A 25,834-nucleotide genomic window follows, 5' to 3' on the forward strand; every position below is an offset into this window, starting at 1 on the left:
GTTCAGGCCTCGAAGCGATGCGCCGCAGGCGCGAGTCTCGAGGCCTGAACGGCGAGACTCCGGGGGCCTCAACCCCCGCGCGCGCCAGCGCGCCGAAAACACAGCACCTTCACGAACAGGCCCGCCTCCCCCACCTTCACAAGGGCATGCCCACTTCCCCTACCTTCACGAACAGGCCCACCCCACCTTCACGAGCGGTGAGCCCCGATAACGAATGCCGCCGACCGTGCAGGCGTCGATCGTGAATACCGACACCCCCGCCCGCGAACGCGAATCGTGGGTTCGTCCCGCCCGACCCCGTCCGATGCGGGCCGATTGCAGCTCCGGGTATCTCGGATCGCCGTCGCCACCCCCCACCCACGCTCGCTTCCGGGACACGTGGTCCCCCAGGCTAGTCCGCGTGCGGCCCGGAGTCCTCGTACTCGTTGTCGACGTCGGCCATCAGCGCCTTGCCCGCGACCTGTCCTTGGGCCAGCGCGTCCAGGAATGCCCTGGCCCACCGGTCCACATCGTGGGCCAGGACCTGCCTGCGCAGCGAACGCATCCGGCGACGCCGGGTTTCGCGGTCGTCGGTGAGGGCGTCGACTATGGCGTCCTTCACGCTGTCGAGGTCGTGCGGGTTGCACAGGTATGCCTGGCGGAGCTCGGCGGCGGCGCCCGTGAATTCGCTGAGCACCAGGGTGCCGTTGAGGCCGGAGTGGCAGGCCACGTACTCCTTCGCGACCAGGTTCATACCGTCACGTAGCGGGGTCACCAGCATGACGTCGGCCGCGACGAAGAAGGAGATGAGTTCCTCGCGGGCGATGGGGCGGTGCAGATAGTGGACGACCGGGTAGCCGACGCGGGCGAATTCACCGTTGATGCGGCCGACCTGCCGTTCGATATCGCCGCGCATCTGGATATAGCTCTCGACGCGTTCCCGGCTGGGGGTCGCCAGCTGCACCATCACGGTTTCGGCCGGGTCGATACGGCCTTCGGCCAGGAGTTCCTCGAGGGCGTTGAGCCTGATGTCGATGCCTTTGGTGTAGTCGAGGCGGTCGACACCGAGGAGGATGTTCTTGGGGCTGCCGAGTTCGGCGCGGATGCGGGCGGCGCGTTCGCGGACCGAACGACGGCGTGAATGTTCGTCGAGACCCGCGGAATCGATGGAGATCGGGAAGGCACCGACGCGGACCGTGCGGAAACCGACCTGCACCACACCCATCTTCGACCGCACACCGACGGTGCCGCGAGAGGTGGGCTGTCCGGCCAGGCGCCTGGCCAGGTAGAGGAAGTTCTGGGCGCCGCCGGGGAGATGGAAGCCGATCAGGTCGGCCCCGAGCAGTCCTTCCACGATCTCGGTGCGCCACGGCATCTGCATGAACAGTTCCACCGGCGGGAACGGGATGTGCAGGAAGAATCCGATGGTGAGATCGGGGCGCAGCATCCGCAGCATCTTGGGTACGAGCTGGAGTTGGTAGTCCTGCACCCAGACGGTGGCGCCCTCGGCGGCGACTTTCGCGGTCTCCTCGGCGAAGCGCCGGTTCACCTGCACGTAGGCCGACCACCAGGCCCGGTTGTAGACGGGACGGACGATCACATCGTGGTACAGCGGCCACAGGGTCGCGTTGGAGAAACCCTCGTAGTAGTCGGCGACCTCCTGCGCCGACAGCGGCACCGGAAACAGTTCCAGCCCGTCCTCGACGATGGGGTCGACGTCGACGTCCGGCACACCGGCCCAGCCGACCCAGGCGCCCCGATTACTGCGCAGCACCGGCTCGAGTGCGGTCACCAGACCACCGGGACTGCGCTTCCAGCGAGTGCTGCCGTCCGGCAGCTTCTCCAGGTCGACCGGTAGCCGGTTGGCCACGACCACAAAGCCGGAACCGGCCCCGCGCTCACGCAGGGGTTCGGCGTCCACCGCTTCGGGGAGGGCCTCGGCCGGATCGATCGGGCTCTCCACCGGCCCGGAACCGTTGCGTTCTCCGGGCCGGTCGACGGACACGGCGGTTTCATCCTCGGGGGCGGAATCGCTGCTGGACGGCTGATCGGTCATCTGGTCCACTCACGCATCCTTTGCGCGGCGCTGTACGCCATGTAGTTGTGTGTGGGTCCGCCGACGTCGCCGTTGGCGCCGGTGGCTGTTTACTCGGCGCGGACTCCCGGGCCGATACCGAGCATCGACAGAAGCATCCGGCATTCGTCGGCATCGGCGGCATAGGCGGCCACGACCCGCTGCGCCTGACGAGCGGTCTCGTCGGCGAGGGGTTCCAGTTCGTCGTCGGCGATACCGTTGGCGCTGCTCTTCGCGGCCATCTCGATCCTCCCGGCAGGTGCGCTTGTATGTGAAATGTCAATGGTATCTGTCCATGGAAGTGGTCGCTCCCGCCGCGGGTAACGTAGCGGGGCCCCCGGGGCTATACCGTTGGCAGCAGAAACGATGAGGAAGGGGCCCGAAGCATGCCGTTGGCCACGGTGAACGGAATATCGCTCAACTATCAGGTCAAGGGAGACCGTGCCAAGGGCACCGACGTCAAAGGCGGCGGCCCGCTGGTGGTGCTGATCATGGGCACCGGTAGTCCCGGCCGGGTGTGGGAACTGCACCAGGTGCCGGCCCTGCTGGCGGCCGGGTACCGGGTGTGCACGTTCGACAACCGGGGTATCGCGCCCACCTACGAGGCCGCGGACGGAATGACCATCCACGAGATGGTGGCCGATACCGCAGCCCTGATCGAATTCCTGGACGAAGGACCCGCCCTGGTGGCCGGCACCTCGATGGGTGCCCGGGTGGCGCAGGAGCTCGCGCTGGCCCGGCCCGAACTGGTGCGCAAGGCGGTGTTCCTGGCCGGACACGGCCGGTTGGACCAGTTCCAGAAGACGCTGTCGCTGGGCGAACACGAGATGGACGCGAACGAAGTCCGGCTGCCGGCCAAATACGACGCCGCGCTGACCGCGGTGATGAATCTCTCGCCCGCCACCATGGCCGATACGAACAAGGCCCGGGACTGGCTGGATCTGTTCGAGTTCACCGGCGGTCCGGTTCCGCCCGGTATCCGGGCCCAGCGCCGCATGGACCACGATTTCGATCGGCTGCACGCCTACCGCGGTATCACCGTGCCGTGTCTGGCCGTCGGATTCGCCGACGATCGGATGATCCCGCCCTACCTGGCCAGAGAGGTCGCCGACGCCATTCCGGGCGGCCGGTACCAGGAGGTTCCCGATGCCGGGCACTACGGCTATCTGGAGCGCCCGGACGCGGTGAACAAGATCTTGCTGGAATTCTTCGCCTCGTGAGGGGAGGACCCACAGCTAACGCCGAGCTTGCTAGTGTCGACACATCGTTTGGGTTCGCGACGCGGCAGCCGGAGATCCAGACCCGAGCCGCCGGGGTGGGCCCACACAGATCCGAATCCACAACCCACGAGCACCCCAGTGAGGTGAAATGAGCACCAACCCGTTCGACGACGAGGACGGCCGCTTCTTCGTTCTGGTCAACGACGAAGAACAGCACTCCCTGTGGCCCGCCTTCGCCGAAGTCCCGGCCGGCTGGCGGGTGGTCTTCGGCGAGGAAAGCCGCGCCGCCTGTGTGGAGTACGTGGAGCAGAACTGGACCGATATGCGGCCCAAGAGCCTGCGTGACGCCATGGCGGCGGATGAGGCGGCCCGCAAGTAGGTCGCTCGCGGAGCCGGTCGATCCGTACAACCGCTGTGCGGCACCGTAATCAGGTGTCGCGCGGCGGTCGCGTACGGTTATGATGGCTCCGCTTCTCGCCTCCTTAGCTCAGTGGTAGAGCACTCGCCTTGTAAGCGAAAGGTCGTCAGTTCAATCCTGACAGGGGGCTCCGGACGAAACCGCCGGTTCACTCGCACTCGCGAGCGGACCGGCGGTTTACTTTCGTCCCGCCGCGCGGCGACTCATCCTGCCGCGAGACGGCCCGGGCGCACTCAGCCGTAGGTCGGTGTTCGATCCGGCGCGGGGTCATCCAGCAGCGGAAGAGCCCTCCACCGCTTCGGTGGAGGGCTCTTCTCCGTGATTCCGGACCCGGCTGCGGGCTAGATCGGGGTGACCGACGCGACCAGCCACCGGTCGTCGGATTTGTCCAGCGCCACCCGGACCCGGCTGCCCGTGGTGGTGCCCTGCGGGCTCTCTTTACTGGTGGTCACCTGGTTCAGGAAGAGCAGCACCACGGCGTGCGCCCGGTCGGCGGAGACGACTCCCCCGGCCTGACTGGTCGCCTTGACCGTCAGTTCCTTCTCCTTGGCGCCCGGAACGATCGCCTTGTCGATCAGTTCGAGGTAGTCGGCCTTGAAATCGGGGGCGAGGTCCTCGGCGGTCTTGGGCAGTTCCTTGTCCACCGTCTGGAATTCGTAGCTGAACATGGCCGATACCGTTCGGGTCGCGGCGGCGACCGCGTCGGTGCGGGACTGTTCGGACTGCCGGTAATCCCAGTACCGGTAGCCGCCGATACCGGCCACCACCGCCGCTGCCACGACGACCACCGCGGTGAGACCGATCAGGATCTTGTTACGCACACTCATTCTCAGTTCCTCCGCCCGGTCATACTGTGTTCACCTGGGCATGACCGGACATCGCCCTCCGTGGTTACGCGAGCTACCGCCTCCGGGCGCTGTCCGGTCATGCCACGAACTTCACGTCCGAGGCGGTCAGCGTCCCGTCGTCGGCCCGCTGCACGGTCACCCGGAACCGGTAGAACCGCTGCTGCTGTTCCTGCGATCCCGCGTTGGTGAGCGTCTGCTTCGCCGCGACGAGGATCACCGCGGATTCGTCGTCGTCGCGTTCGACGGCGGCTTCGACCACCTCACCGGTGGAGACGACCTTGGCCTGTTTGACGATCTCGGTGAACGGATCCACCCGGCCGTCGAACTCGGTCTTGAAATCACCCGAGGCCATGGTGAGGATGCGGTCGATATCCTCCTTGGCGGTATCGGCGCGAATGGTGGTCAGGTTGAGAACGGTCTGCCGCGCGGTCGCCACGTATTCGGAGCGACGCTCGTCGCGCTGCTGCGTGGACTGCACCGCGAGCACGGAGACAACGGCGACGCCCACCAGGCCGATCACCAGCACCGCCGCCGCGGCGAGCGCGGCGATACGCTTCCAGGACCGGGTTCCGGTGGCTTCCGGCCGGTCCGGATCGGCATCGTCCGCGGCGTCCGCGGCTTTGTCGCCCTTGTCCAGTCGTACGGTCTCCGCGGACTTCCCCGCCGCCTCGGAGGCCGGCGCCGGCACACCCTCGGCGGTCTCTGCGGTCACGATCTTCTCGGTCGCGGCCTCGGCATCGGGCTTACCGGCGACCGCGACCTTCTCGGTCGGGGCTTCGGTCGTAGCGGCCGCCGATTTCGCGGTGGCGGATTCGGTGGTCGCCGCAGCGGCAGCCGGTTCGTCGGCGGCCGGGGCCGCTGCCGCCGACCCGGGCTCGGCGGCGCCGGCTTCGAGCTTCTCGGTCGCGTCCGCCTCGGCCGGGGGCGGGCCCGCCGTCCGGCTGGCCCGCCTGCGGGTGCGGCCGGGGTCCTTGGTCTCGCTCATCGTTGCTGCTCCTCGAACATTGCCTGCCAATCCGCGGGTACGGTGCCCGAACCGCCGGGGGCGATATCACCCTGACGGTAGCTGCCTCCATCGCTGCCGGTGTAGACCCCGCTGGCCGGATCGTAGGAGAGGGCGGCGGCGGGGGTGCTTGCGCCCGAAAAACTAGCAGGTGCTGCGGGTACTCCCGCAACCCCCGGCGCCGCATCGGGCGCGGATGCGGGCGCCACCGGTCCGGGAGGTTCGGTCGGTGCGACCGGCTGCGGCGGCCCGAACGGCGGGTTGGTTCCCTCCGGAACGTAACCGGTGCGGCACAATTCGGGCGACGGCGCCCGGCGGCCGGGATATTCCATACACGGCGTATTGCGGATACCGCGAACCGCGGTCTTGTCATCCTGCGGGACCTTGCAATACAGGCCCTTCGGCGTGTCGGGGGTATCGAGTTGGCTCGGGTCGCGCCGCTGGTCCGGCGGCAGGAAGCCGGTGGTGCACGGCGGCGGATCGTTGAGCACGGTCATGAAGTCGACCAGCGCGCCGTATTCCATCGGCCCGCGTACCGCCGTGAGCAGGGCCGCGATCAGCGGCGGATACACCACCAGGATCTGTTCCAGACCGGAGTGGTAGGTGACACCCACCTGGCCCAGGCTCACCAGGTTGTTCAGCAACAGCGGCAGTGTGGGCCGCAGATCGTCGAACTGCTGGTTCACCCGCTCCAGCGCGGACGGGCCGTTGGCGAGGATGCTGCGCAGCGCCGGATCGTGCGCGCGCAGCGTGTCGGTGACGGTCGCCAGGTCCCGGGTCCACGAACGGATGGCGGCATCGGAGTTCACCTGGGTGTCCAGCAGCGGGCCGATCTGCTCGATCAGCTGTTTGGTCGGCCCGACATTGTCGTTGGCTTCCTGGACCAGCAGCGAGGCGGAGTCGAGGAAACGCTGCAGATCCGGTCCGGCACCGTTGAATGCCTTGAACGCCTCGTCGATGACCTGCCGCAGCCGGGTGTCGGCGACACTGGCCAGCAGCCGGTCGGCCTGATCCAGCAGCGCGCCGACATCCTGCGGAAGTTCGGTCCGGTCCACCGGGATCACACTGCCGTCGTACAGGTCGGCATCGCCGGGATCCGGTGGGGGCACCAGATCGACGTACTGTTCACCGATCGCGGACACGCTGCGGATCAGCGCCGAGGAATCGGCCGGGATCTTGTAGTCGCTGTCGACCGACAGCTTCGCCTCGACCCCTTCGCTGGTGAGCCGCACCTCTCGGACCACCCCGACATTGGTACCGCGGAAGGCGACATTGGCGTTCTGGTAGAGCCCGCCGGTAGCGGCCAGCTCCACCGTGACCTCGTACCGGCCGATCCCGAGCAGCGCGGGCACACCGACGTAGGTGCCGCCCATGACGGCGAGACCGACCACGGTGAGGATCGCGAAGATCGTCAGCTGGATTCGAACGAATCGGGACAGCGTCACCGGCCCTCGCCCCCTTGCGGCTGCTCCCCGGGCATCGGCACGGTCAGTCCGGGAATGGCGGGCAGGCCGGGAATCGGCGGCAGCCCCGGAATCGTCGGTTGCGGCTGTTCACCGGCGGCGGGCGCACCGGGCGGCGGCGCCAGCGGCGCGGTGAGCGGGTTGCCCTGCTGGCCGGCGGCTCCGGCGACCTGGCCCAGTGCCACCTCGACGCCGCCGAACATACCGCCGAGCCCGGTACCGGTGAGGAAGTTGGAATCCAGCCGCGCACCGGTCAGATCGACGGTCATGAACAGGTTCAGGTAGTCGCCCTTGATCGCCTTGTCCAGGTTCTTCAGCGGGAACGGGAACGAGGCGATGATCTTGAGCGATTCGGTGAGGTCGGCGCCCGTATCGGCGAGGGTCTGCAGAACCGGGGCCAGATTCGCCAAGTTCGCCTTCAGATCGTCACCACTGGCGGCGATCAGGCGGTTCACCACATCGCTGAGCTCACCCAGCTTGGTGATCGTGGTGGTGATGTTCTGCCGGCGGTCGGCGAGCACGGTCAGTGCCGGATGGATCTCCTCGATGGCCGCAGCCACCACATCGGTCTGCTGGACGAACTGCCCGCTGACCCGGTCCAGCCCTTCCATCGCGGCGATGATGTCGTTGCGCTGCCCGTCGAGATTGCGGATCAGATCGTTCATCTGCGGGATCAGGTCGCGCACTTCGTCTTCGTTACCGACGAGCGCCTTGTTCAGTTCGCCGGTGATGTTCTCCAGCTGGGAGATACCGCCGCCGTTGAGTACCACCGACAGCGAGGACAGCACCTGCTCGGTGGTCGGGTACACCCCGGCCCGGTCCAGCGGAATGACATCGCCTTCGGCGAGCCGTCCCTGCGGCGCCACATCCGCGGGCGGGGCCAGTTCGACGTGGTTGCTGCCGAGGAGACTGGTCTGGCCGATCTTGGCGGTGGCGTTGGCGGGCAACACCACATCGGGGTTCAGCGAAACGGTGACCAGCGCGTGCCAGTCCTCGACCTCGATATCGGTCACCGTGCCGACCGCGACATCGTCGACGCGCACCGGCGAATTCCGGGTCAACGTGGTCACGTTCGGCATCTGGATCCGGACCTTGTAGGAGCCGTCGCCGGTGCCCTCGGTACCGGGCATCGGCAGCGAGTTGAGTCCGTCGTACTGGCAGGCGGTGGCCGACAGCGCCACTGCCAGCCCGACGCCCACCGCGGCGATCCGGCGCCGGGCGCCCGGCAGCCGCAGCTCGAGCCGGCGCATCATCGTCCTCCTCCGGGCAGGCCGGGAATCTGGGGAAGCTGCACACCGGGAATGGCCAGCCCGGCGACCCCGGCGGGCACCGTGATCGGCGCGGGTTCCGGTGCGGCCGGTGGGCCGACCTTCTGCGGATCGACCTTGCCCGCCAGATCCGGTGTCGTGTACTGCAACTGGTTCGGGAACGCCGTCACACCGGTGGCCGGGTTGGTCATGATGGGCAGGTAGTTCATGGCCAGCGAGCTGAGCACCGGGGCGAGATACTGGGCGCAGAGGTCGGCGCTGGTATCGGATTGATTCTGTTCGAGGGCGCGAACCGAACCGCACAGGAAGCTCACCGGATCGGCGAAGTTGTTGAGCGAGATGGCGCCGGTCAGGGTGCCCTGGGCGGGTTTGTAGATCTGGTAGAAGTTCACCAGCGCGGTCGGACCCGAATGCAGTGCCTGTTCCAGTTCCGGTCGCTTGTCTACCAGGATCTGGGTGACATCGGCGAGCCGCTGCACACCCTCGGTGAGTTCGGTACCGCTGCCGTCGAGGAACCGGTGCACATCGCCGAGCGCGAGGTCCAGATTGTCCAGTCCCGCTCCGAGGTCGGTGGAAACCCCGGCCAGGACACCCGATACCGATGCCAACCGGCCGCCGAATTCGACGATCTGATCATTGCTCTTCGAGAGCACGTCCACGAACTTCTGCAGATTGCGGATGGTGCCGAACAGATCGGTGCGACCGTCGGACAGCGTGGTCAGCGTGGCCGAGAGTTCGTGCAGGGTGGCGCGGAAGCTGTCGCCGTTACCGTCCAGATTGTCGGCCGCGGTGTCGACGAACCGGCCGAACGAACCCTGGGGGTCGTCACCGACCGGGCCGAGAGCGGTGGACAGTTTGTTCAGTTCAGTTTTGATGTCGTCCCATTCGACCGGGACCGCGGTGTGCTCGAGCGGGATCTCGGCGCCGTCGGTGAGCTTGTCGCCACCGGTGTAGGCGGGCGCGATCTGGATGAACCGGGCCGATACCAGCGACGGCGCGATGATCACCGCGCGGGCGTCGGCGGGCAGATCGATGCCGCTGTCCACCGACATCGTCACCTTCACCTGGTCCTTGCCCGGTTCGATACTGTCGATCTTGCCGATCGGCACCCCGAGCACCCGCACATCGTCGCCCGCGTACAGGCCACTGGTCGAGGTGAAATAGGCGGTGATCTCGTTCTCGGTGATCCGCTGGAACGCCGTATATCCGCCGAACGCCACCAGCCCCACCACCACGACACCGGCGACGATCGCCACCCACTTCCGTGGAACGGCCCGAACCTTGTCCGTCAGAGTCGTCACAGCATTGCCCTCCGAACGGGTTCATGCGGTCCACGGAAAACGGAGCGAACGCGGGGGTATCGCACCATGCCGTCCGCGGAGGCCGTAGCGAAGGCGGAGGTATCGCAGTATCGCCTCATCGAGGTGGCTCCTGTACGGACGGGCCGATCTTCGGACCGGGTTCGAGCAGATAGGCGCGCAGCGAATCGGGCAGATGCTGCGGCCACACCAGCGCGTCCACCAGCGGGTGCAGCGTCTCACTGCTGGCGTTGACGACATAGGCGTTGAAGTACGGTCCGCTGCCCACCTGTTCACCGAGCGCCGCGGCGAACGGACCCAGGCCGTCGAGCGCGCCGTTGATGTTGTCCCGGTTGCGCTGCAGCAGATCGAGTATCGAGTTGAGTTTGTCCAGTGCCGGTTTCAGCTGGGCTTCGTTGTCGTGCACCAGCCCGGACAGCTGCTGGGCCAGCGCGTTCACATAGACGATCATCTGGCTGATGGCCGTGCGCCGCCGATCGAGTTCGCCGAGCAGCTGGTTGCCGTCGACCAGTAGCGCGTTGATGGAATCGGCCCGGTCGGCCAGGATCTTGGTGACATCCTGTGCGCGGGTCAGCAGATCCGAGAGCGCCTGGTCGCGGGCATTGATGGTCTTCGACAGCGCGGTGACGCCGTCCAGGGCCGACCGCAGCGGTGCGGGGGTGTCGGCGAAGGCCGCCGACAACGCGTCCAGTGTCTGGTCGACCTTCTGCAGGTCCAGGTCGCCCACGGTGCCGGCGAGGTCGCTGAGCGCTTCGTTGAGCGAGTACGGCGAGGTGGTGCGGGCCAGCGGAATGGTGTCGGTGACCTTCAGCGCCCCGTCCCCGGCCGGGTTGACGGCCAGCGATTTGCGTCCCAGCACCGTGTTGGTCTTGATGGCGGCCGAGGTCTTGTCGCCGAGCACAATTGATTCGTCCAGGCTGAAGCGCACCAGCACCTGCGCACCGTCGAGCTCCACGTCCTCGACCTTGCCCGACCTGACCCCCGCGACCTCCACATCGTCGCCGGTCACCAGACCACCGGCGTCGGCAAAGTTGGCGGTGAACGTCGCCCCGCCGCGGATGAACGGCAGCCGTTCGAACTGCAGGGCCGACAATGCCACCGCCACGGCGAGTACCAACCCGACGATGCCGATGGTCACCGCGCGCGATTGCTCTTTCATTCGCTGGCACACCTTCCGGTCGTCTGCTCACCGGGCAGTTCGAGCAGCAGCGGTTTCCCGTCCGGACCGTCGATCAGGAAGTTCGTCCGGCATACGTACAGCTGCAGGAACGAACCGTAGGAACCGATGCGGATCAGCTTGCGGTAGGTGGCCGGCAGTTTGTCGAGCACCCACTGCACGGTGTCCGAACCGTTGTCGAGGTTGGTGGCCAGCCGCCCGGTCTGCGCGATGGTCGCCGCCAGGTCTGGGCGGGCCTGGGCCAGTAGATCGGTGGTCGCGGCGGTGGCGTCGGCGATGCGCGGCAGTGCGGCACCGATCGGATCACGGTCGGCGGCCAGCCCGCTCACCAGGCGGCGCAGTTCGTCGATGGTGGTGGCGAACTGGTCGCCGCGGTCGTCGATGGTCTTCAGCACCGAGTTCAGATTGTCGATGACGCTGCCGATGAGTGCGTCCCGGTCGGCGAGGGTTTTCGTGAACGAGCCGCCGCTGTTGAGCAGTTCGACCAACGTCCCGCCCTGTCCTTGGAAGATCTGCAGCAGCGCGTTGGTCAGATCGTTGACCTGCGCCGGGTCGAGTCCACGCAGCAGCGGTTTGAACCCGCCCAGCAGCATGTCCAGGTCCAGTGCGGGCGCGGTCTTGTCCAGGCCGATGGTGCCGCCCTTGTTCAGGGCGGTCGCCTCGCCGGGGCCTTCGAGCAGTTCCAGGTAGCGGTCGCCGACCAGGTTCTCGTAGCGGATGGTGGCTCGGGTGCTGGTCAGCAGCCGGTATTCGGTATCGACGTCGAATTTCACGTGGGCGTGGTATTCGTCGTCGACCTGCACCGAGGAGATGGATCCGACCGGTACCCCGGCGATCCGGACCTTGTCGCCGGGCAGCATGCCCGAGGCGCTGGTGAAGACCGCGTTGTATCCGGTTTCCCGGGAGAACCGCATCTGCGAGAAGACCACCGCCAGGCCGGCGAAGATCAGGGTCATCACCAGTGTGAAGACGGCGAGTTTGACGGTGGTACCGGTGTTCTTCACTGGCCCACCCCTGGAAGTCCGGCGAACAGCACCTGGAAGACCTTGGGCGCGTTCAGTTGCAGCTTCGTCACCGGCGTGTAGGGATGCCCTTCCGAAGTGTCGGTGACGACATAGTCGGAATGGCTGTCCGGTACCCGGTCGAGCAGACCTCCGCACCGTGGTCCGCCGGTGGCGTTCACCTTGGGCAGATCGTTCGGATAGGTGTAGGGCGGAGACCCGTACATGAATCCCGTGTTCAGGGCGACACCTTCCTGTCCGCCACCGAAGACCGCCTCGCCCAGCGGCAGCGCCTTGGCACTTCCGCCGATCAGGCAGAACAACGCTTCCTTGTAGCCGTTCAACAGCTCACCGGTCGGGCGGAGCAGGTCGAGGGCCGTATCGATCTGCCCTTCGTTGTCGCGCAGAACCGCACCGGTGGTGTCGGCCAGGCCGGTGAGGTTCGCCAGCATGGAATCCACCTCGGATTCCGATTCGGTGATGGTCCGGCTGCTGACCGTCGCGCCGTCCACCGTGCGCAGCAGATCACCGGAGACATCGGCGTAGAGGTTGGTCACCGCGGCGGTGGTGTTCAGATCGCGCTGCAGGGTGGGCAGCGTCGGGTTGATCTCGCGCAGGTAGGAATCGCTGTCGGCGAGCAACTTGCCGAGGCTTTCGCCGCGGCCCTGCAATGCGGTGCCCAGCGCGGCCAGTGTGGCATTCAGCTTCTCCGGCTGCACATCGGCGAGCACATCGCTGAGATGCTGAAAGACCGTATTGAACTCGACGGTCACCTGATCGGCGGCCAGCAGCGCACCGGGTTGTAGCGATTCGGCGGCCGGCTCCTGCGGAATCACGAAGTTGATGTATTTCGCGCCGAACACGGTGGTCGAGCGGATATCGACGGTCGAGTTGGCCGGGACCAGATGTAGCAGACCGGGGTTCAGGGCCAGTCGCAGATTCGTGCCGTCGACCGTGCGGTCGATTCCGGCCACCCGCCCGATCTGCACCCCGCGCACCTTGACCTTGGCGTCGGGATCCAGCACCAGGCCGCTGCGCGGCGCGGATACGGTCACCTCGACGCTGGGGGTGAAACCGCCGAAGAACATGGTCAGCGAGACGGCCACCGCGGCCACCGCGGCCAGCACCATGCCCGCCCCGGCCAGTTTGATCCCGGCGCTCGCCCGCAGCGCCGTCCAGCGGTTCGCTCCGATGGGGGCCCAGGGGTCTTCGCCACCGCGGGACGACCCGCCCGCGGTGGCGTTCGACGCCGCTGCCCTCTTGTTGTTCGTTCGCATCAGTTCCGTCATCGCAGCTATCCGGAAAGGTTGAAGTTGCCGGAGGTGCCGTATACCGCCAGGGATATCAACAGGGTCACCGTGACCACCGCGACCAGCGAGCTGCGTACCGCGTTACCTACCGCGATACCCACCCCGACCGGGCCGCCGGCCGCGTTGTAGCCGTGATACGTATGGATCATCATCACCGCCAGCGCCATGAAAATGGCTTGGGCGAACGACCACAGAATGTCGCTCGGGATAAGGAATGTGGAGAAGTAGTGGTCGTACACACCGGCCGACTGGCCGTAGATGACTACGGTGGCGAAGCGGCTGGCGATGAACGACGCGATAACCGCCAGCGCGTAGAGCGGCACGATCGCGATCATCCCGGCCAGGACCCGGGTGCCCACCAGGTAGGGCACCGGCCGGATCGCCATGGATTCCAGCGCGTCGATCTCTTCGGCGACCCGCATGGCGCCCAGCTGGGCGGTGGAACCGGCCCCGATGGTGGCGGCCAGGCCGATTCCGGAGATCACCGGGGCGGCGATACGGACATTGAGGAACGCGGCGAAGAAGCCGGTCAGCGCCTCGACGCCGATATTGCCCAGGGAGCTGTAGCCCTGTACGGCGATGGTGCCACCGGAGAACAGCGTCAGGAACCCGACGATCACCACGGTGCCGCCGATCACCGCCAGCGCACCACTACCCATGCTGATCTCGGCGATGAGCCGGATCGTCTCGGTACGGTAGTGCACGAGTGCGCGCGGCATGGAGCCGATCGCCTTGCCGTAGAACACCGCTTGTTTGCCGAGATTGTCGAGGGAGGTCGACCAGCGGCGGACACGACGGGTGACTTTGGGAAAGCGGGATTGGATGATCACCGAGGCCGACATCGATCACCGCACCGCGAATTTGAGGCCGACGGCGGTGACCACGACGTTCACCACGAACAGCGCCATGAAGGCGAAAACCACTGTCTGGTTCACCGCATCACCGACACTTTTTGGACCACCTTTTACGTTCAAACCCAGATAACAGGCCACCATTCCGGCGATCAAACCGAAAAGGCCTGCTTTGACCGCGGAGATGAGCAGTTCGGGGAGATGGGTCAGCAGCGTGATGCCGTTGACGAAGGCACCGGGGTTCACATCCTGCAGATAGACCGAGAACAGGAACCCGCCCACGATGCCGATCGTGCACACCAGGCTGTTGAGCAGCAGCGCGACGAACATCGATGCCAGCACGCGTGGCACCACCAGCCGGTGGATGGGGTCGATGCCGAGCACTTTCATGGCGTCGATCTCTTCACGGATGGTGCGGGCCCCGAGATCCGCGCAGATGGCGGTGGCGCCGGCCCCGGCCACGATGAGGACGGTGACGATCGGACCCACCTGGGTCACCGCACCGAATGCCGCGCCCGCACCGCTGAGGTCCGCGGCGCCGATTTCGCGCAGCAGGATGTTCAGCGTGAAGCTCACCAGCACGGTGAACGGTATGGCCACCAGAAGTGTCGGCACGATGGATACTCGTGCGACGAACCACGACTGGTCGATGAACTCGCGCATCTGGAAGGGCCGGCGAAAACTCGCCCGGGCCACCGATGCGGCGAGTTCGAAGAATCCGCCCACGGCCCCCAACGGCACGGTAAGGACCTTGTTCATCCTGATCCTCCTTGCCCGACTACTGGTCCCGCTGGCGGCAGCTCGGGATACACCCCGGCGCACGCCCCGCTAAGTAGAACACGTTCATTTCCTAATTGGGGCCATTTTGAGGCTTCTGAACTGGAAGCTTGTTGCAATCCCAGACAGCGGGATTGGAACACGATTCATACGCCTTGAGCATCATTGTGTGAGGCCGGGCACAGTCGACCCCTCTGTTTACCAATGACTGGACGGTTGATCAACTCTCCGCGGCGAGTCCCGGGACCGAAACCCCGCGACCCGCTCCGGCGAGATCGCTCAACCCAGTTCGTGCAGAGCCGTTGCAGAGAAGGTACGACCTTCATCGCGCCCGGCGAAGTAACCGGTCAGCGTGGTAGCCAGATCGTCACCTGACCAATGCGAACCCGCCGCGTCGAACCGCTGCTCGACCACCGGCGCGGCCATCAGGGCCACCATGGGTCCGTACACCACGAACACCTGCCCGTTGACCGCGTCCGCCGCAGGTGAGGCCAGGTAGGCCACCAGCCGGGCGACATGGTCGGGCGAGAGCGGGTCGACCTCGCCCTCCGGGGCCGCACTGAAGACCTGCTCGGTCATGGCGGTGCGCGCCCGGGGGCAGATGGCATTGGCCCGGACACCGAATCGGTTGAGGGCGCGCGAGGCGGAAAGGGTGAGTGCGGTGATTCCGGCCTTGGCTGCCGCGTAGTTCGCCTGCCCCTCCGGACCGAGGAGACCGGCTTCGGAAGAGGTGTTGACGATCCGGCCGTAGACCGGAGCGCCGGCTTCCTTGGATTTCGCCCGCCAGTAGGCCCCGGCATTGCGGGTCAGCAGGAAATGTCCGCGCAGATGGACCGCCAGGACCGCGTCCCAGTCCTCGTCGGACAGGTTGAACAGCATTTTGTCGCGGGTGATACCCGCATTGTTGACCACGATGTCCAGGCCACCGAAGGATTCGGTCGCCGCGGTGATCAACGCGTCGGCGGTGGACCGCTCGGCGACACTGCCGGCCACGAACTCGGCCTTGGCGCCGAGTGCGCGCACCTGTTCCAGCGTCTCGGCCACGGCGTCGGACTCGGCCAGATCGTTGATCACGACCGAGGCTCCGGCTGCGGCCAGGGCGAGCGCTTCGGCCTTACCCAGGCCGGCACCCGCTCCGGTCACGATCGCAACTCGCCCGGCAAGGCTGGTATCTGTATCGCTCACCGGGCCGACTCTAGAACGTGTTCTTATTCACGGCAAGAGCCGATTCACAGCAAACGCAATGCGGCTTTCGGGCATTGCGCGACCGCTTCGGCCACTTGCGACTCCTGCTCCGGCGCGACCTCGCCCTCGGCGACGTGCAGCATGTCCTCGTCATCGAGTTCAAAGACGTCGGGAGCGATTCCCGCGCAGATTCCGTTCGCTTCGCACTGATCGAAGTCAACGCTGACCTTCATCGAAACTCCTTTTCCCGCCCTATGGCCGAAGCCTAACAAGCGACGGCCGCCGAGACGGGCTACATGGGCTGATTACCCTTCAATACTGGAACATGTTTCAGTGCATATGCAATGATCGGAGCAAGGTATCGGAGATCCATTCCGCGCTCCCGGCGGGCGAGCACGGCGCGATCCCACATCCAGGCCCCATCTCCAAACCCGTAGAACGAAGGCTCGAGGTACCGCTATGCGCATTGCGTATACCCCGGAACATGTTCAGCTACGCGCCGAGTTGCGTGAATATTTCGCCCGGCTGATCACCCCCGAACGGCGGGAGGCGCTGAGCTCGCAGACCGGCGAGTACGGCCAGGGCAATGTGTACCGCGAGGTCGTCGCGGAAATGGGCCGCGACGGCTGGCTGGCCCTGGGCTGGCCCGAGGAGTTCGGCGGCCAGAACCGGCCGATGCTGGATCAGCTGATCTTCACCGACGAGGCCGCCATCGCGGGCGCTCCGGTGCCGTTCCTGACCATCAACTCGGTGGCGCCGACGATCATGCACTACGGCAGCGATGAGCAGAAGAAGTTCTTCCTGCCCAAGATCGCGGCCGGTGACCTGCACTTCGCCATCGGTTACTCCGAACCCGGCGCAGGCACCGACCTCGCCAGTCTGCGCACCACCGCCGTACGGGACGGCGACGATTACGTGATCAACGGCCAGAAGATGTGGACCAGCCTCATCGCCTACGCCGACTACATCTGGCTGGCCGTGCGCACCGACCCCAGCGCCAAGAAGCACAAGGGCATCAGCATGCTGATCGTGCCCACCACGGCCGAGGGCTTCTCCTGGACCCCGGTCCACACCATGGCCGGCCCCGATACCAGCGCGACCTATTACCAGGACGTACGCGTCCCGGTCACCTCCCTCGTCGGTCCGGAGAACGGCGGCTGGCCGCTGGTCACCAACCAGCTCAACCACGAGCGGGTCGCGCTGACCTCCGCCGCCGCGCTGCAACTGGCACTGGCCCAGACGACCGCGTGGGCCAAAGAGACCAAAGCCGCGGACGGTTCCCGGATCTTCGACCGCGAATGGGTCCAGCTGAACCTGGCCCGGGTACACGCCAAGGTCGAATACCTCAAGCTCATGAACTGGGAGATCGCCAGCCGGGCCGACGCCGGTGGCGACGCGGCACCGCGGCCGTGGGACGCGTCGGCATGCAAGGTCTACGGCACCGAATTGTCGACCGAGGCCTACCGGCTGCTCATGGAGGTGCTCGGACCGCAGGCCTCATTGCGGCAGGACTCCCCCGGTTCGGTCCTGCGCGGCCGGCTGGAGCGGATGCACCGCGCCGCCCTGATCCTCACCTTCGGTGGCGGCACCAACGAGGTGCAGCGCGACATCATCGCCATGACCGCCCTGAAGCAGCCCGCCTCCGGCCGCTGACCTCAGCTCGACTCCAGGAGTTCATCATGGATTTCACCCCCACCGAAGCCCAGTCGGATCTGGCCCGGCTCACCGGCGAGGTCTGCGACAAACTGGTCACCGCCGATCGCCTCCGCGAATTGGATCGCGGCACCGCCAAGTTCGACGAGCCGCTGTGGAAATCGCTCGCCGAGACCGGCGTTCTGGCCGCCGCCCTGCCCGAGGATGTGGGCGGTAGCGGCTTCGGCTCGCTCGAGCAGACCGCGATCCTGCGCGAACTCGGCAAAGCCGTCGCGTCGGTCCCCTACCTGTGGTCGATCGTGCTGGGCGCGGGCGCCCTGGCCGAGTTCGGTTCCGCCGAACAGAAACAGCTCGCGACCGACGCCGGGGCGGGAATCTCGATCCTGACCGTGGCGCTGGCCGAAGAACACAACTGGGAACCGGCCCGCCCCGCCACCACCGCCACCGAGACCACCGACGGCTGGCGCGTCACCGGCACCAAGATCACGGTCCCGATGGCCGACCGCGCCGCGCGAATCCTGGTGCCCGCGTCGGTATCCGGAGTCGCCGCGGTCTTCCTGGTCGACCCGTCGGCCGAATCCGTCACTGTGACCGCCCAGCAGGTGACCGACCGCAGCGCCGAATCACTCGTCGAATTCACCGACGCCCCGGCCGAACTGCTGGGCACCGTCGAGGACGGCGCCCAGGTCCTGGACTGGCTGCTCGACCGCGCCTGGCTCGGCCTGGCCGCGCAGCAGCTGGGCACCCTCGAACGCTCCCTGGACCTCGTCGCCGGCTACGCCCGGGAGCGCGAACAGTTCGGCCGCGCGATCGGCAGCTTCCAGGCCGTGGCCCAGCGGCTGTCCGACAGCTACATCAGTCTCCAGGGCCTGCGCCTGACCGTCACCCAGGCGGCCTGGCAGCTCGCGGAGGGCCTGGACGCGACCGGGGCGGTGCACACCGCGAAGTTCTGGGCCGCCGAGGCGGGCCACCAGGTCGCGCACACCCTGGTCCACGTGCACGGCGGCGTCGGCATCGACCGCGACCATATCGTGCACAACTACTTCACCGCCGCCACCCGAAACGAGTTCGCTCTGGGCGGCGCTACCAACCATCTGCTGCCCCTGGCGCAGTTCGTCCCCGAATCGGCGTAGGCGGCGTCCTCACCCGGGCGCACCTCGCAGGCCACCGGCCGCCGAGACATACATAAGTGCGCAGAGTCGGCGGCTGTGGGCATTTCCCACAGCCGCCGCAAGCACCGACTATCTCTCGAATCTTGTCAGCTCGTCCGCGATCTTTGCCAGATCGAGTTGGCCTTGCGCCACCGCAAGGACGAACTCCTCAGCAGCATCCACATCGAAATCTACGGCGAGCGGATGCCCGTTCAGGTGCAGAAACACCCACGTCCCATACCAAGCGAGCCGTTTGTTTCCATCGACCATCGCGTGGTTGCGCGCGATGGATTCCATCAGCGCAGCCGCTTTCTGCCATAGATCCGGGTACGCATCCTGGCCGAAGACGCTGGCCCGTGGACGTGCCAGCGCTGATTCCAACAGCCCGTAATCTCGTACTTCTGGTGTTCCCAAACGCTCCGCCAGATGCATCAGCTCGACAAGCGTGAGGTACTCCATCAGGCGAGCCTCCGGTTGAGTTCTTTGCTGGCAGCCAGAACGTGATCGGCGGCTTCATTGAACAATCGCGAATGCGCGTTGATCGCGGTGATGACCGCGTCATGCGCAAACTGCTGCATGCTCCGCCCCTCCCGTTCGGCCCGCTGCCGCAGGGCCTCCAGCTCCTCATCAGTGAATCTGACATTCAGACCGGCCATACCAAACGGTACCACGCGGTACCATCAAGGCTCGTTCCGGAATTGCAGATCGCAGACAGTCGCGGCACGAGAACGCCGCTGAGCGGGCACCGAGAAGAAGAGCCCTGATCCCCAGCACTTACGTGGAACTACGATCCGAGCGACGCGTGGGCTGCCGCACGCCGTGCGGCAGCCCACGTACGCATCGTTTCTATGAGGCGTTACCCGCCGAACCGTGTTCGTCGGCGTCGCGCTCCTCGGTCTGCGCTTTGGCCCATTTGTAGTCGGGCTTGCCCGCCGGCGACCGTTTGATCTCGTCGACGAACCACAGGCTGCGCGGCAGTTTGTAGGAGGAGATCTCCTGAGTCAGCACCGGGCGCAGGTCCTCCAGGGTGGGACGGTTCGCGCCGCGACACTGCACCACGGCGGCCACCCGCTGACCCCAGCGTTCGTCCGGGACACCGACCACCAGCGCGTCGAAGATCTCGGGGTGGCATTTCAGCGCGCCCTCGACCTCTTCCGGATAGATCTTCTCGCCGCCGCTGTTGATACTGACCGAACCGCGCCCGAGCATGGTGACACTGCCGTCCTCCTCGACCCGCGCCCAGTCGCCGGGGATCGAGTAGCGGACGCCGTCGTACTCCTTGAACGTGGCAGCCGTTTTCACCGGGTCGTTGTAGTACCCGATCGGGATATGGCCCTTACGCGCCAGCACACCGGTCTGCCCGGAACCCGGCACGACAGGCTTGCCGTCCTCGTCGATGACCGCCGTGGACGCGTCGATCTTCACCCGCGGGCCGCCGGTGTGGGTCGCGCCCTTGGCGGCGATGGAGATACCACCGAAGCCGGTTTCCGAGGAACCGATCGAATCGGTGATGACGGTATTCGGCAGCAGGTCGATGTACTCGTCCTTGAGAGCGGGCGAGAACAGTGCCGCGCTGCTGGCCATCGCCCACAGGTTCGCGTGCTGGTAGGACTCACCGCTCTCCGGGTGCCCGGCCTTCAGGGCGTCCAGCATCGGCCGGGCCATGGCGTCGCCGGTTATGAAGATCATGTTGATGCCGTGCTGGTCGACGGCCTGCCAGACGGTGTGCGCGTCGAACTCCGGGATCATGATGGTCTTACCGCCGTCGAACAGACCGTGGAAGACCGCGGTCTGCGAACCGCCGTGGATCAGCGGCGGAATCGGGTAGCGCACCATCTGACCGCCGGCCGCGCCGTTCTTGGCCTGCTGCCATTCGTCCTCGACGTAGTCGCCGGTCATGAAGTTGATACCGCCGCCGAGCACCCGCCACCAGTCCTCGTGCCGCCACATCACGCCCTTGGGCATACCGGTGGTGCCGCCGGTGTAGATCATGAAGATGTCGTCGTTGGAGCGATCGCCGAAATCGCGTTCTCCCGACGATTCCGCCAGTGCCGCTTCGAAATCCACCGCGTCCGCCGGAGTGGCGCCCTCGGTACCGTCGTCGACGATCAGCACAGTTTTCAACTGCGTGACCTTCGGCCGGACATTCACCACCTTGTCGGTGTAGCGACGCTCGTGGATGAGCGCCACCATGTCCGAATTCTCGAAGATGTACTGCAACTCGTTCTCGACGTAGCGGAAGTTGACGTTGACCATCACCGCCCGCGCCTTGAACACCGCCAGCATCGATGTCACTGCCTCGATGGTGTTGCGCGAGTAGATGCCGACCTTGTCACCCGGCTGGACACCGTGTTCCAGCAGGTAGTGCGCCAGCCGGTTGGCTCGGTCCTCCAACTGGGCGAAGGTAACCGAGCGGTGGTCGTCAGCCAGCGCAACACGGTCCGGCACGAGGTCGATTGTGTGTTCGACGAGGTCGGCTATGTTGTACGTCACAAGGTCAAAAATAGAACGTGTTACTGTTTCTGGCAAGGGTCCGAGTAACAGGAGAAACAACGATGCCTCAATGCCTCGTCGAGAAGCGCGGCCATGTCCTCATCGTCACCATGAACCGCCCCGAGGCGCGTAACGCGCTCTCGACCGAGATGATGGCGATCATGCGGGATGCCTGGGATCAGGTCGACAGCGATCCCGATATCCGGGTCGCGATCCTGACCGGCGCGGGCGGGGCCTTCTGCGCGGGCGCCGATCTCAAGGGCATGACCCAGCAGCACCCCGGTGATTCGTTCGCCGGCGGCGGCTGGGATCTGTCCAAGATCGAGGCATTGCTGAAGGGCCGGCGGCTCACCAAACCGCTCATCGCGGCCGTCGAAGGCGCGGCCATCGCCGGCGGTACCGAGATCCTGCAGGGCACCGATATCCGGGTCGCGGGCGAGAGCGCGAAGTTCGGTGTGTCCGAGGCACGCTGGGGCCTGTTCCCGCTGGGCGGCTCCGCGGTCCGGCTCGTCCGTCAGGTCCCCTACACGGTCGCCGCCGATATCCTGCTGACCGGACGGCATCTGAGCGCCGCCGAGGCCAAGGACATCGGCCTCATCGGCCATGTGGTGCCGGACGGGCAGGCGCTCGACAAAGCACTCGAACTCGCCGACCTGATCGCGGCCAACGGTCCCCTCGCGGTGCAGGCGATCCTGCAGACCATCCGCGACAGCGAATGCGTCCCAGAGGAAGAGGCCTTCCAGATCGACGCCAAGCTCGGTATGGCGGTCTTCCAGTCCGCCGACGCCAAGGAGGGCCCGAAGGCGTTCAAAGAGAAGCGCAAGCCGAACTTCAGCGGCAAGTAGGAACCGAATCCGGCCGGCTCGGCCCCCGGTCCGTGAGCCCGGGGTGACTCCGGCCGGAGAACTGCCTCCGGACCCGACCGGCCGAACGGCCCTCTCGCCGTCCCGGACCGGAGAAACCCGCCGCACCGAACGCCCACTTCCCTCGGACGGTCACAGTCCGATCCGGGCGGACCTCTGCCGCCGGGACCACGCAGCAGAACGCCGAACGCCCGGCCGACAACCCCGTCGGCCGGGGCGTTCGCGTGGACGTACCGCGACTACGCGCCCGGGTAGTCCATGTAGAACGGCTCCCACTGGTGGCCGTCGGGATCGAGGAAGGTCCGGCCGTGCATCCCGACCTGCGCTTCCTGCGCCTGCTTATCGGCATTGATCTCCTCGGTACCGCCCGCGGACACCGCGGCCGCGGTCAGCTGGTCGACCTCCTCGGCGCTACCCAACGAGAGCGCGTACGCGGCACCCGTCGCGGCCCGGGTATCGGCGATCGGCCTACGGCTGAAGGTGCTGAAATGCCCGTGGGTGAGCAGCATCAGGCAGATGTTGTCGTCGACGACGATGCAGGCGGCGTTGTCGTCGGTGAAATCGTCGTTGACCTTCCAGCCGAGCGCCTCGTAGAAATTCTTGGACCGCCCCAGATCGGTGACGGGTAGGTTCACGAAAATCATCTTGCTGCTCACGGTTTCGGTCCTCTCGAAGTGGTCTTGTTTGCCGGCTGCAAACGTTCAGACGCGGACCGAACCCGGAACTCATCGGTGGACCCGAAATTCCCAGGTGACCGGATCGAAGGTTACGGCCGAACCGGCCGGACTTCGCCGGCCTTCGCGTACTTCCCGTGGCTGCCCGCACCGATCTGCCAGGTCACCGGCATACCGGGGGTGATGAGCTGTTCGTCGCCCTTGTACTCCCAGAGGGAGAACCAGACGTCGCCGGACCTGCTGGCGATCAGTCCGTCGTAGCTGTGTGGCAGCCACCACCGGACCACTCCGTCGAGGTGCGGATCGGGATCCCGGGCCGCCTCGACCTGTCCGTACGATATCGATCCCCCCGGCCCCGCCAGCCGCCTTCGGTCGGAAGCAACGGCTGGTCACCGCCCGTAGGGTCTGCGGGCCAGATCTTTCCGCTACGAGCCAGAACGTCGTCATGGATGTCCCGAGCGAATGCCCACGCCACATCGGCGGGGGTGTGCTCGTGGGGGGGTGCGGCCGATGAGGACCTTCAACGCGGGGACCGTGAATTCGATCCACCATGCCGGTGGAGAAGGTCGACGGCGCAGATGCTCGGGAATCGTTTCGTCGATGCGCACTTCGAAGCCGAGCGCGGCCTCGATATCGGCTGCCGGCAGATCGGCGCCTCGTCTCGCTGTCGCTCGATCCATATACCGATACTGCCGATCAGCGCCCGGCTTCAGAAGTGCTTTTCGGCCCGCGGCACAGTCACGTGTGCATGCCTTCCCGTCTGCCCCGGTACCGAGAACATTCCGGAAATGTGGCTTCTGAGCCTGGTGGGAGTCCTGTGCCACCGAGGCGAAACAACGTGTTTCATCCTCTGTTCACGTGTCGGTGCGCTGTGCCACAGTGGCACCCATGAGCGAGCAGACCGGCACCGTCGATGCCGATGTCATGAGATCTTTCGAGGCGCACAGACGCGAACTGTGCGCCTACGCCTACCGCATGCTGGGGTCGTCCTTCGAAGCCGAGGACGCCGTCCAGGACGCGTTCACCCGCGCCTGGAAGTCCTACGACTCCTTCGAGGGCCGCGCGAGCCTGCGATCCTGGCTCTACAAGATCACCACCAATATCTGCCTCGATATGCTCGACGGCCCACAGCGCCGGGCCCGGCCGATGGACCTGTCCGGTGCTTCTACGCCGGACAAACCACTGCCACCCCCGCAGCCGGATTACGTCTGGGTGGAGCCCATCCCGAACTCGCTCGCCTTCGGCTCCGATCCCGCCGAGCACGCCACCGCCAAGGATTCGCTGCGACTGGCGTTCGTCGCCGCCTGCCAGCATCTGCCCGCCACGCAGCGCGCCATCCTGATCATGCGCGAAGTCCTGCGCTTCTCCGCCAATGAGACGGCCGAAGCGCTCACCATGAGTACGGCTTCGGTGAACAGCGCCCTGCAGCGCGCCCGGGCCACTATGGGCAAGGTGAAGCCCGCCGAAACCGACAGCTACGACGAGGCCGACGAGGACCAGCGCAAACTGGTCTCCGACTTCGTGGCGGCGTTCGAGTCCTACGATATGGACGCGCTCACCGCGCTGCTGAAAACCGATGTGGCGCTGTCCATGCCGCCCTTCGATCTCTGGGTCTCCGGGCCGGAGAACGTGGCCGCCTTCATGCTCGGTACCGGTGCGGCCTGCCGGGGTTCGCGGCTGGTTCCACTCGCCGGAGCGAACGGGCACCCGGCGTTCGGCCATTACAAGCCGAGCGGGGAACCGGGCCGCTGGACCCCGTGGTCGGTCACCGTGCTGGAGATGCACGACGGGGTCATCACCGGACTCAACTTCTTCCTGGATACCGAGCGGCTGTTCCCGCTGTTCGGCCTGCCTCCGGAGTGGACCGAAGAATCGGCGGGCGAGTCGGCCTGAGCGCCACCGGGTCGGCGTGGCTTCCACACGCCGACCCGGCTTCGTTCGTTTCCGACGTCGCCGACGATCGTGAGAGACGACGCCGATCTCCACAAGGACCCATGAGGCGCCGTGCGGGAATGACGATCGTCGGCGCCGATTTCTTTTCGCGGATGATCCCGGCAGATGGGCGGACGTCCCTGGCGCGTCGAAGAGGACAACCTACCCCCATGCAATCACTGCTAGCATTGATTGCATGGCAACCATAACGATCCGCGACCTGGACAGCGACGTCAAGGAGCGCCTGCGTCGGCGAGCCGCCGCGCATGGACGCAGCATGGAAGCCGAGGCCCGAGACATACTCGCCGCGGCGGTGCGCCCGAAACGGTTGTTGCACGAACTCTATGAGCGCAGTCGGCCCTACGCAGCCGATCTGGACATTCCGGAGCAGCCGCAGGCCGGAGCGGCGCAGCTGTGATCATCGCCGATACGAACGTGGTGTCCGAGCTGTTCAAACCCAACCCCGACAACCACGTCCTCACTTGGCTGGAGGAATCCGACGACGTCACGATCAGCACAGTGACCATCGGTGAGATCTGGGCAGGGATCGAGAATTTGCCGGAGGGATCTCGCAGGGCGGGCCTGGCCACATTGGCGGAGGAGCTGTTCGACGAATTCGGCGACGAGGTCGAAGCCTACGATTTCCGCGCGGCACGTATCTACGGTCGAATCGTCTCCGAGCGTCGGCGCCGAGGTCGGCCGATCGGATATGCGGACGCACAGATCGCGGCGATCTGTCTCGCGAACGATTGCCCCGTGGCGACCCGGAACGTCAAGGACTTCACCGACCTCGGCCTCACCATCATCGATCCCTGGGAAACAATAGAAACGCACTGAACCGGTGCCGCATGTACGTCGTTCCAGATCGGCCCAACGCCGGACACCTGCACCATCGTCGCCGACCACACAGCGCTGGACTCCCCTTACATCCTGATCTTCAGGATCACCCCGGACGGCCGAGCAGCCGAGAATCGCCGACCACGGGATCTACCGGATCGGGCAAGAGTCCCTCGATCTCCGTCGGTTTCCCTCTGCACGAGGAGCGGCACCGGCCTCGGTGTTACGCATTTCAAGGCCGACCGAGACTCCGTCGTATGCAACGGCGAACGCATGACCGCGCGAAATACGCTATGCGCGCAACATGTCGACAACGACTACACGAACCCGCCCGGGAT

The 25,834-nt window shown here is 66.1% G+C and carries 27 protein-coding genes and 1 tRNA gene; 9 read left to right on the forward strand and 19 right to left on the reverse strand.

What is annotated here, in order from left to right:
* Positions 1–391 precede the first annotated feature (391 nt).
* Positions 392–2,035 carry an alpha,alpha-trehalose-phosphate synthase (UDP-forming) gene (locus tag ACWCPQ_RS23030; protein ID WP_449902425.1) on the reverse strand — a complete coding sequence of 548 codons (1,644 nt, stop codon included), beginning with the start codon at positions 2,033–2,035 and terminating at the stop codon, positions 392–394.
* Positions 2,036–2,124: 89 nt separating this feature from the next.
* Positions 2,125–2,295, reverse strand: a complete 171-nt coding sequence (locus ACWCPQ_RS23035; protein ID WP_449902143.1) for a hypothetical protein — start codon at positions 2,293–2,295, stop codon at positions 2,125–2,127.
* A 144-nt stretch (positions 2,296–2,439) separates the two neighbouring features.
* Here ACWCPQ_RS23035 and ACWCPQ_RS23040 point away from each other — a divergent pair, with 144 nt between their 5' ends.
* From ACWCPQ_RS23040 to ACWCPQ_RS23050, 3 genes are all read left to right on the forward strand, one after another.
* Positions 2,440–3,273, forward strand: coding sequence for an alpha/beta fold hydrolase (locus tag ACWCPQ_RS23040; protein WP_449902145.1), 834 nt, complete (start codon positions 2,440–2,442; stop codon positions 3,271–3,273).
* A gap of 148 nt (positions 3,274–3,421) precedes the next feature.
* Positions 3,422–3,652 carry an MbtH family protein gene (locus ACWCPQ_RS23045; RefSeq protein ID WP_063035441.1) on the forward strand — a complete coding sequence of 77 codons (231 nt, stop codon included), beginning with the start codon at positions 3,422–3,424 and terminating at the stop codon, positions 3,650–3,652.
* Between the two features lie 97 nt (positions 3,653–3,749).
* Positions 3,750–3,821, forward strand: a tRNA-Thr gene (locus ACWCPQ_RS23050).
* A 211-nt stretch (positions 3,822–4,032) separates the two neighbouring features.
* Here the strand turns inward: ACWCPQ_RS23050 and ACWCPQ_RS23055 are convergent.
* From ACWCPQ_RS23055 to ACWCPQ_RS23110, 12 genes are all read right to left on the reverse strand, one after another.
* Positions 4,033–4,518, reverse strand: a complete 486-nt coding sequence (locus tag ACWCPQ_RS23055; RefSeq protein ID WP_449902148.1) for a h domain protein — start codon at positions 4,516–4,518, stop codon at positions 4,033–4,035.
* Positions 4,519–4,615: 97 nt separating this feature from the next.
* The gene (locus ACWCPQ_RS23060; protein WP_449902151.1) at positions 4,616–5,524 is read right to left on the reverse strand and encodes a hypothetical protein; all 909 of its coding nucleotides are present in this window, start codon (positions 5,522–5,524) and stop codon (positions 4,616–4,618) included.
* Positions 5,521–6,987 carry an MCE family protein gene (locus ACWCPQ_RS23065; protein ID WP_449902153.1) on the reverse strand — a complete coding sequence of 489 codons (1,467 nt, stop codon included), beginning with the start codon at positions 6,985–6,987 and terminating at the stop codon, positions 5,521–5,523. The genes ACWCPQ_RS23060 and ACWCPQ_RS23065 overlap by 4 nt, the downstream gene beginning before the upstream one ends.
* The gene (locus tag ACWCPQ_RS23070) at positions 6,984–8,258 is read right to left on the reverse strand and encodes an MCE family protein (protein ID WP_449902155.1); all 1,275 of its coding nucleotides are present in this window, start codon (positions 8,256–8,258) and stop codon (positions 6,984–6,986) included. The genes ACWCPQ_RS23065 and ACWCPQ_RS23070 overlap by 4 nt, the downstream gene beginning before the upstream one ends.
* Positions 8,255–9,574: an MCE family protein gene (locus tag ACWCPQ_RS23075; RefSeq protein WP_449902157.1), complete on the reverse strand. Its 1,320-nt coding sequence runs from the start codon at positions 9,572–9,574 to the stop codon at positions 8,255–8,257. The genes ACWCPQ_RS23070 and ACWCPQ_RS23075 overlap by 4 nt, the downstream gene beginning before the upstream one ends.
* A gap of 115 nt (positions 9,575–9,689) precedes the next feature.
* On the reverse strand, positions 9,690–10,751 hold the full coding sequence (locus ACWCPQ_RS23080; protein ID WP_449902159.1) for an MCE family protein: 1,062 nt from the start codon (positions 10,749–10,751) through the stop codon (positions 9,690–9,692).
* Positions 10,748–11,773, reverse strand: coding sequence for an MCE family protein (locus ACWCPQ_RS23085; RefSeq protein ID WP_449902162.1), 1,026 nt, complete (start codon positions 11,771–11,773; stop codon positions 10,748–10,750). Before ACWCPQ_RS23085 ends, ACWCPQ_RS23080 begins: the two co-directional genes overlap by 4 nt.
* Positions 11,770–12,900 (reverse strand): MCE family protein, encoded by a 1,131-nt coding sequence (locus ACWCPQ_RS23090; RefSeq protein WP_449902427.1) that lies wholly within the window; start codon positions 12,898–12,900, stop codon positions 11,770–11,772. Before ACWCPQ_RS23090 ends, ACWCPQ_RS23085 begins: the two co-directional genes overlap by 4 nt.
* Before the next feature lie 164 nt (positions 12,901–13,064).
* The gene (locus tag ACWCPQ_RS23095; RefSeq protein WP_449902165.1) at positions 13,065–13,922 is read right to left on the reverse strand and encodes an MlaE family ABC transporter permease; all 858 of its coding nucleotides are present in this window, start codon (positions 13,920–13,922) and stop codon (positions 13,065–13,067) included.
* A gap of 3 nt (positions 13,923–13,925) precedes the next feature.
* Positions 13,926–14,690 carry an MlaE family ABC transporter permease gene (locus ACWCPQ_RS23100; protein WP_058853254.1) on the reverse strand — a complete coding sequence of 255 codons (765 nt, stop codon included), beginning with the start codon at positions 14,688–14,690 and terminating at the stop codon, positions 13,926–13,928.
* A gap of 297 nt (positions 14,691–14,987) precedes the next feature.
* Positions 14,988–15,893: a 3-oxoacyl-ACP reductase gene (locus ACWCPQ_RS23105; protein ID WP_449902168.1), complete on the reverse strand. Its 906-nt coding sequence runs from the start codon at positions 15,891–15,893 to the stop codon at positions 14,988–14,990.
* 44 nt (positions 15,894–15,937) lie between these two features.
* Complete coding sequence (locus ACWCPQ_RS23110) at positions 15,938–16,126, reverse strand: ferredoxin (protein ID WP_449902171.1); 189 nt, start codon at positions 16,124–16,126, stop codon at positions 15,938–15,940.
* A gap of 226 nt (positions 16,127–16,352) precedes the next feature.
* On the opposite strand from ACWCPQ_RS23110, the gene ACWCPQ_RS23115 reads away from it, so the two are divergent.
* The gene (locus tag ACWCPQ_RS23115) at positions 16,353–17,546 is read left to right on the forward strand and encodes an acyl-CoA dehydrogenase family protein (RefSeq protein ID WP_449902173.1); all 1,194 of its coding nucleotides are present in this window, start codon (positions 16,353–16,355) and stop codon (positions 17,544–17,546) included.
* Positions 17,547–17,572: 26 nt separating this feature from the next.
* The gene (locus ACWCPQ_RS23120) at positions 17,573–18,679 is read left to right on the forward strand and encodes an acyl-CoA dehydrogenase family protein (protein ID WP_449902175.1); all 1,107 of its coding nucleotides are present in this window, start codon (positions 17,573–17,575) and stop codon (positions 18,677–18,679) included.
* A 108-nt stretch (positions 18,680–18,787) separates the two neighbouring features.
* Here the strand turns inward: ACWCPQ_RS23120 and ACWCPQ_RS23125 are convergent, their stop codons facing one another.
* The 3 genes from ACWCPQ_RS23125 to ACWCPQ_RS23135 form a co-directional block, all read right to left on the reverse strand.
* Positions 18,788–19,156 carry a type II toxin-antitoxin system death-on-curing family toxin gene (locus tag ACWCPQ_RS23125; RefSeq protein WP_449902177.1) on the reverse strand — a complete coding sequence of 123 codons (369 nt, stop codon included), beginning with the start codon at positions 19,154–19,156 and terminating at the stop codon, positions 18,788–18,790.
* A complete protein-coding gene (locus ACWCPQ_RS23130; RefSeq protein WP_449902180.1) occupies positions 19,156–19,353 on the reverse strand; it encodes a plasmid mobilization protein in 198 nt (65 codons plus the stop codon). Before ACWCPQ_RS23130 ends, ACWCPQ_RS23125 begins: the two co-directional genes overlap by 1 nt.
* A gap of 190 nt (positions 19,354–19,543) precedes the next feature.
* Positions 19,544–21,190, reverse strand: a complete 1,647-nt coding sequence (locus ACWCPQ_RS23135) for an acyl-CoA synthetase (RefSeq protein WP_449902183.1) — start codon at positions 21,188–21,190, stop codon at positions 19,544–19,546.
* 62 nt (positions 21,191–21,252) lie between these two features.
* Between ACWCPQ_RS23135 and ACWCPQ_RS23140 the strand changes: the two genes are divergently transcribed.
* Complete coding sequence (locus tag ACWCPQ_RS23140) at positions 21,253–22,035, forward strand: crotonase/enoyl-CoA hydratase family protein (RefSeq protein ID WP_449902185.1); 783 nt, start codon at positions 21,253–21,255, stop codon at positions 22,033–22,035.
* A 257-nt stretch (positions 22,036–22,292) separates the two neighbouring features.
* On the opposite strand, the gene ACWCPQ_RS23145 is transcribed toward ACWCPQ_RS23140, so the two are convergent.
* Positions 22,293–22,709: a VOC family protein gene (locus ACWCPQ_RS23145; protein WP_449902188.1), complete on the reverse strand. Its 417-nt coding sequence runs from the start codon at positions 22,707–22,709 to the stop codon at positions 22,293–22,295.
* A gap of 110 nt (positions 22,710–22,819) precedes the next feature.
* Positions 22,820–23,014, reverse strand: coding sequence for a hypothetical protein (locus ACWCPQ_RS23150; RefSeq protein ID WP_449902189.1), 195 nt, complete (start codon positions 23,012–23,014; stop codon positions 22,820–22,822).
* Positions 23,015–23,615: 601 nt separating this feature from the next.
* On the opposite strand from ACWCPQ_RS23150, the gene ACWCPQ_RS23155 reads away from it, so the two are divergent.
* From ACWCPQ_RS23155 to ACWCPQ_RS23165, 3 genes are all read left to right on the forward strand, one after another.
* Positions 23,616–24,620: a sigma-70 family RNA polymerase sigma factor gene (locus ACWCPQ_RS23155; protein WP_449902192.1), complete on the forward strand. Its 1,005-nt coding sequence runs from the start codon at positions 23,616–23,618 to the stop codon at positions 24,618–24,620.
* 235 nt (positions 24,621–24,855) lie between these two features.
* Positions 24,856–25,077, forward strand: coding sequence for a FitA-like ribbon-helix-helix domain-containing protein (locus ACWCPQ_RS23160; protein WP_449902195.1), 222 nt, complete (start codon positions 24,856–24,858; stop codon positions 25,075–25,077).
* Entirely contained in the window at positions 25,074–25,496 is a 423-nt protein-coding gene (locus ACWCPQ_RS23165) for a PIN domain-containing protein (protein ID WP_449902197.1), read from the forward strand. The genes ACWCPQ_RS23160 and ACWCPQ_RS23165 overlap by 4 nt, the downstream gene beginning before the upstream one ends.
* Positions 25,497–25,834: the final 338 nt, after the last annotated feature.

This window comes from Nocardia sp. NPDC001965, assembly GCF_053594175.1.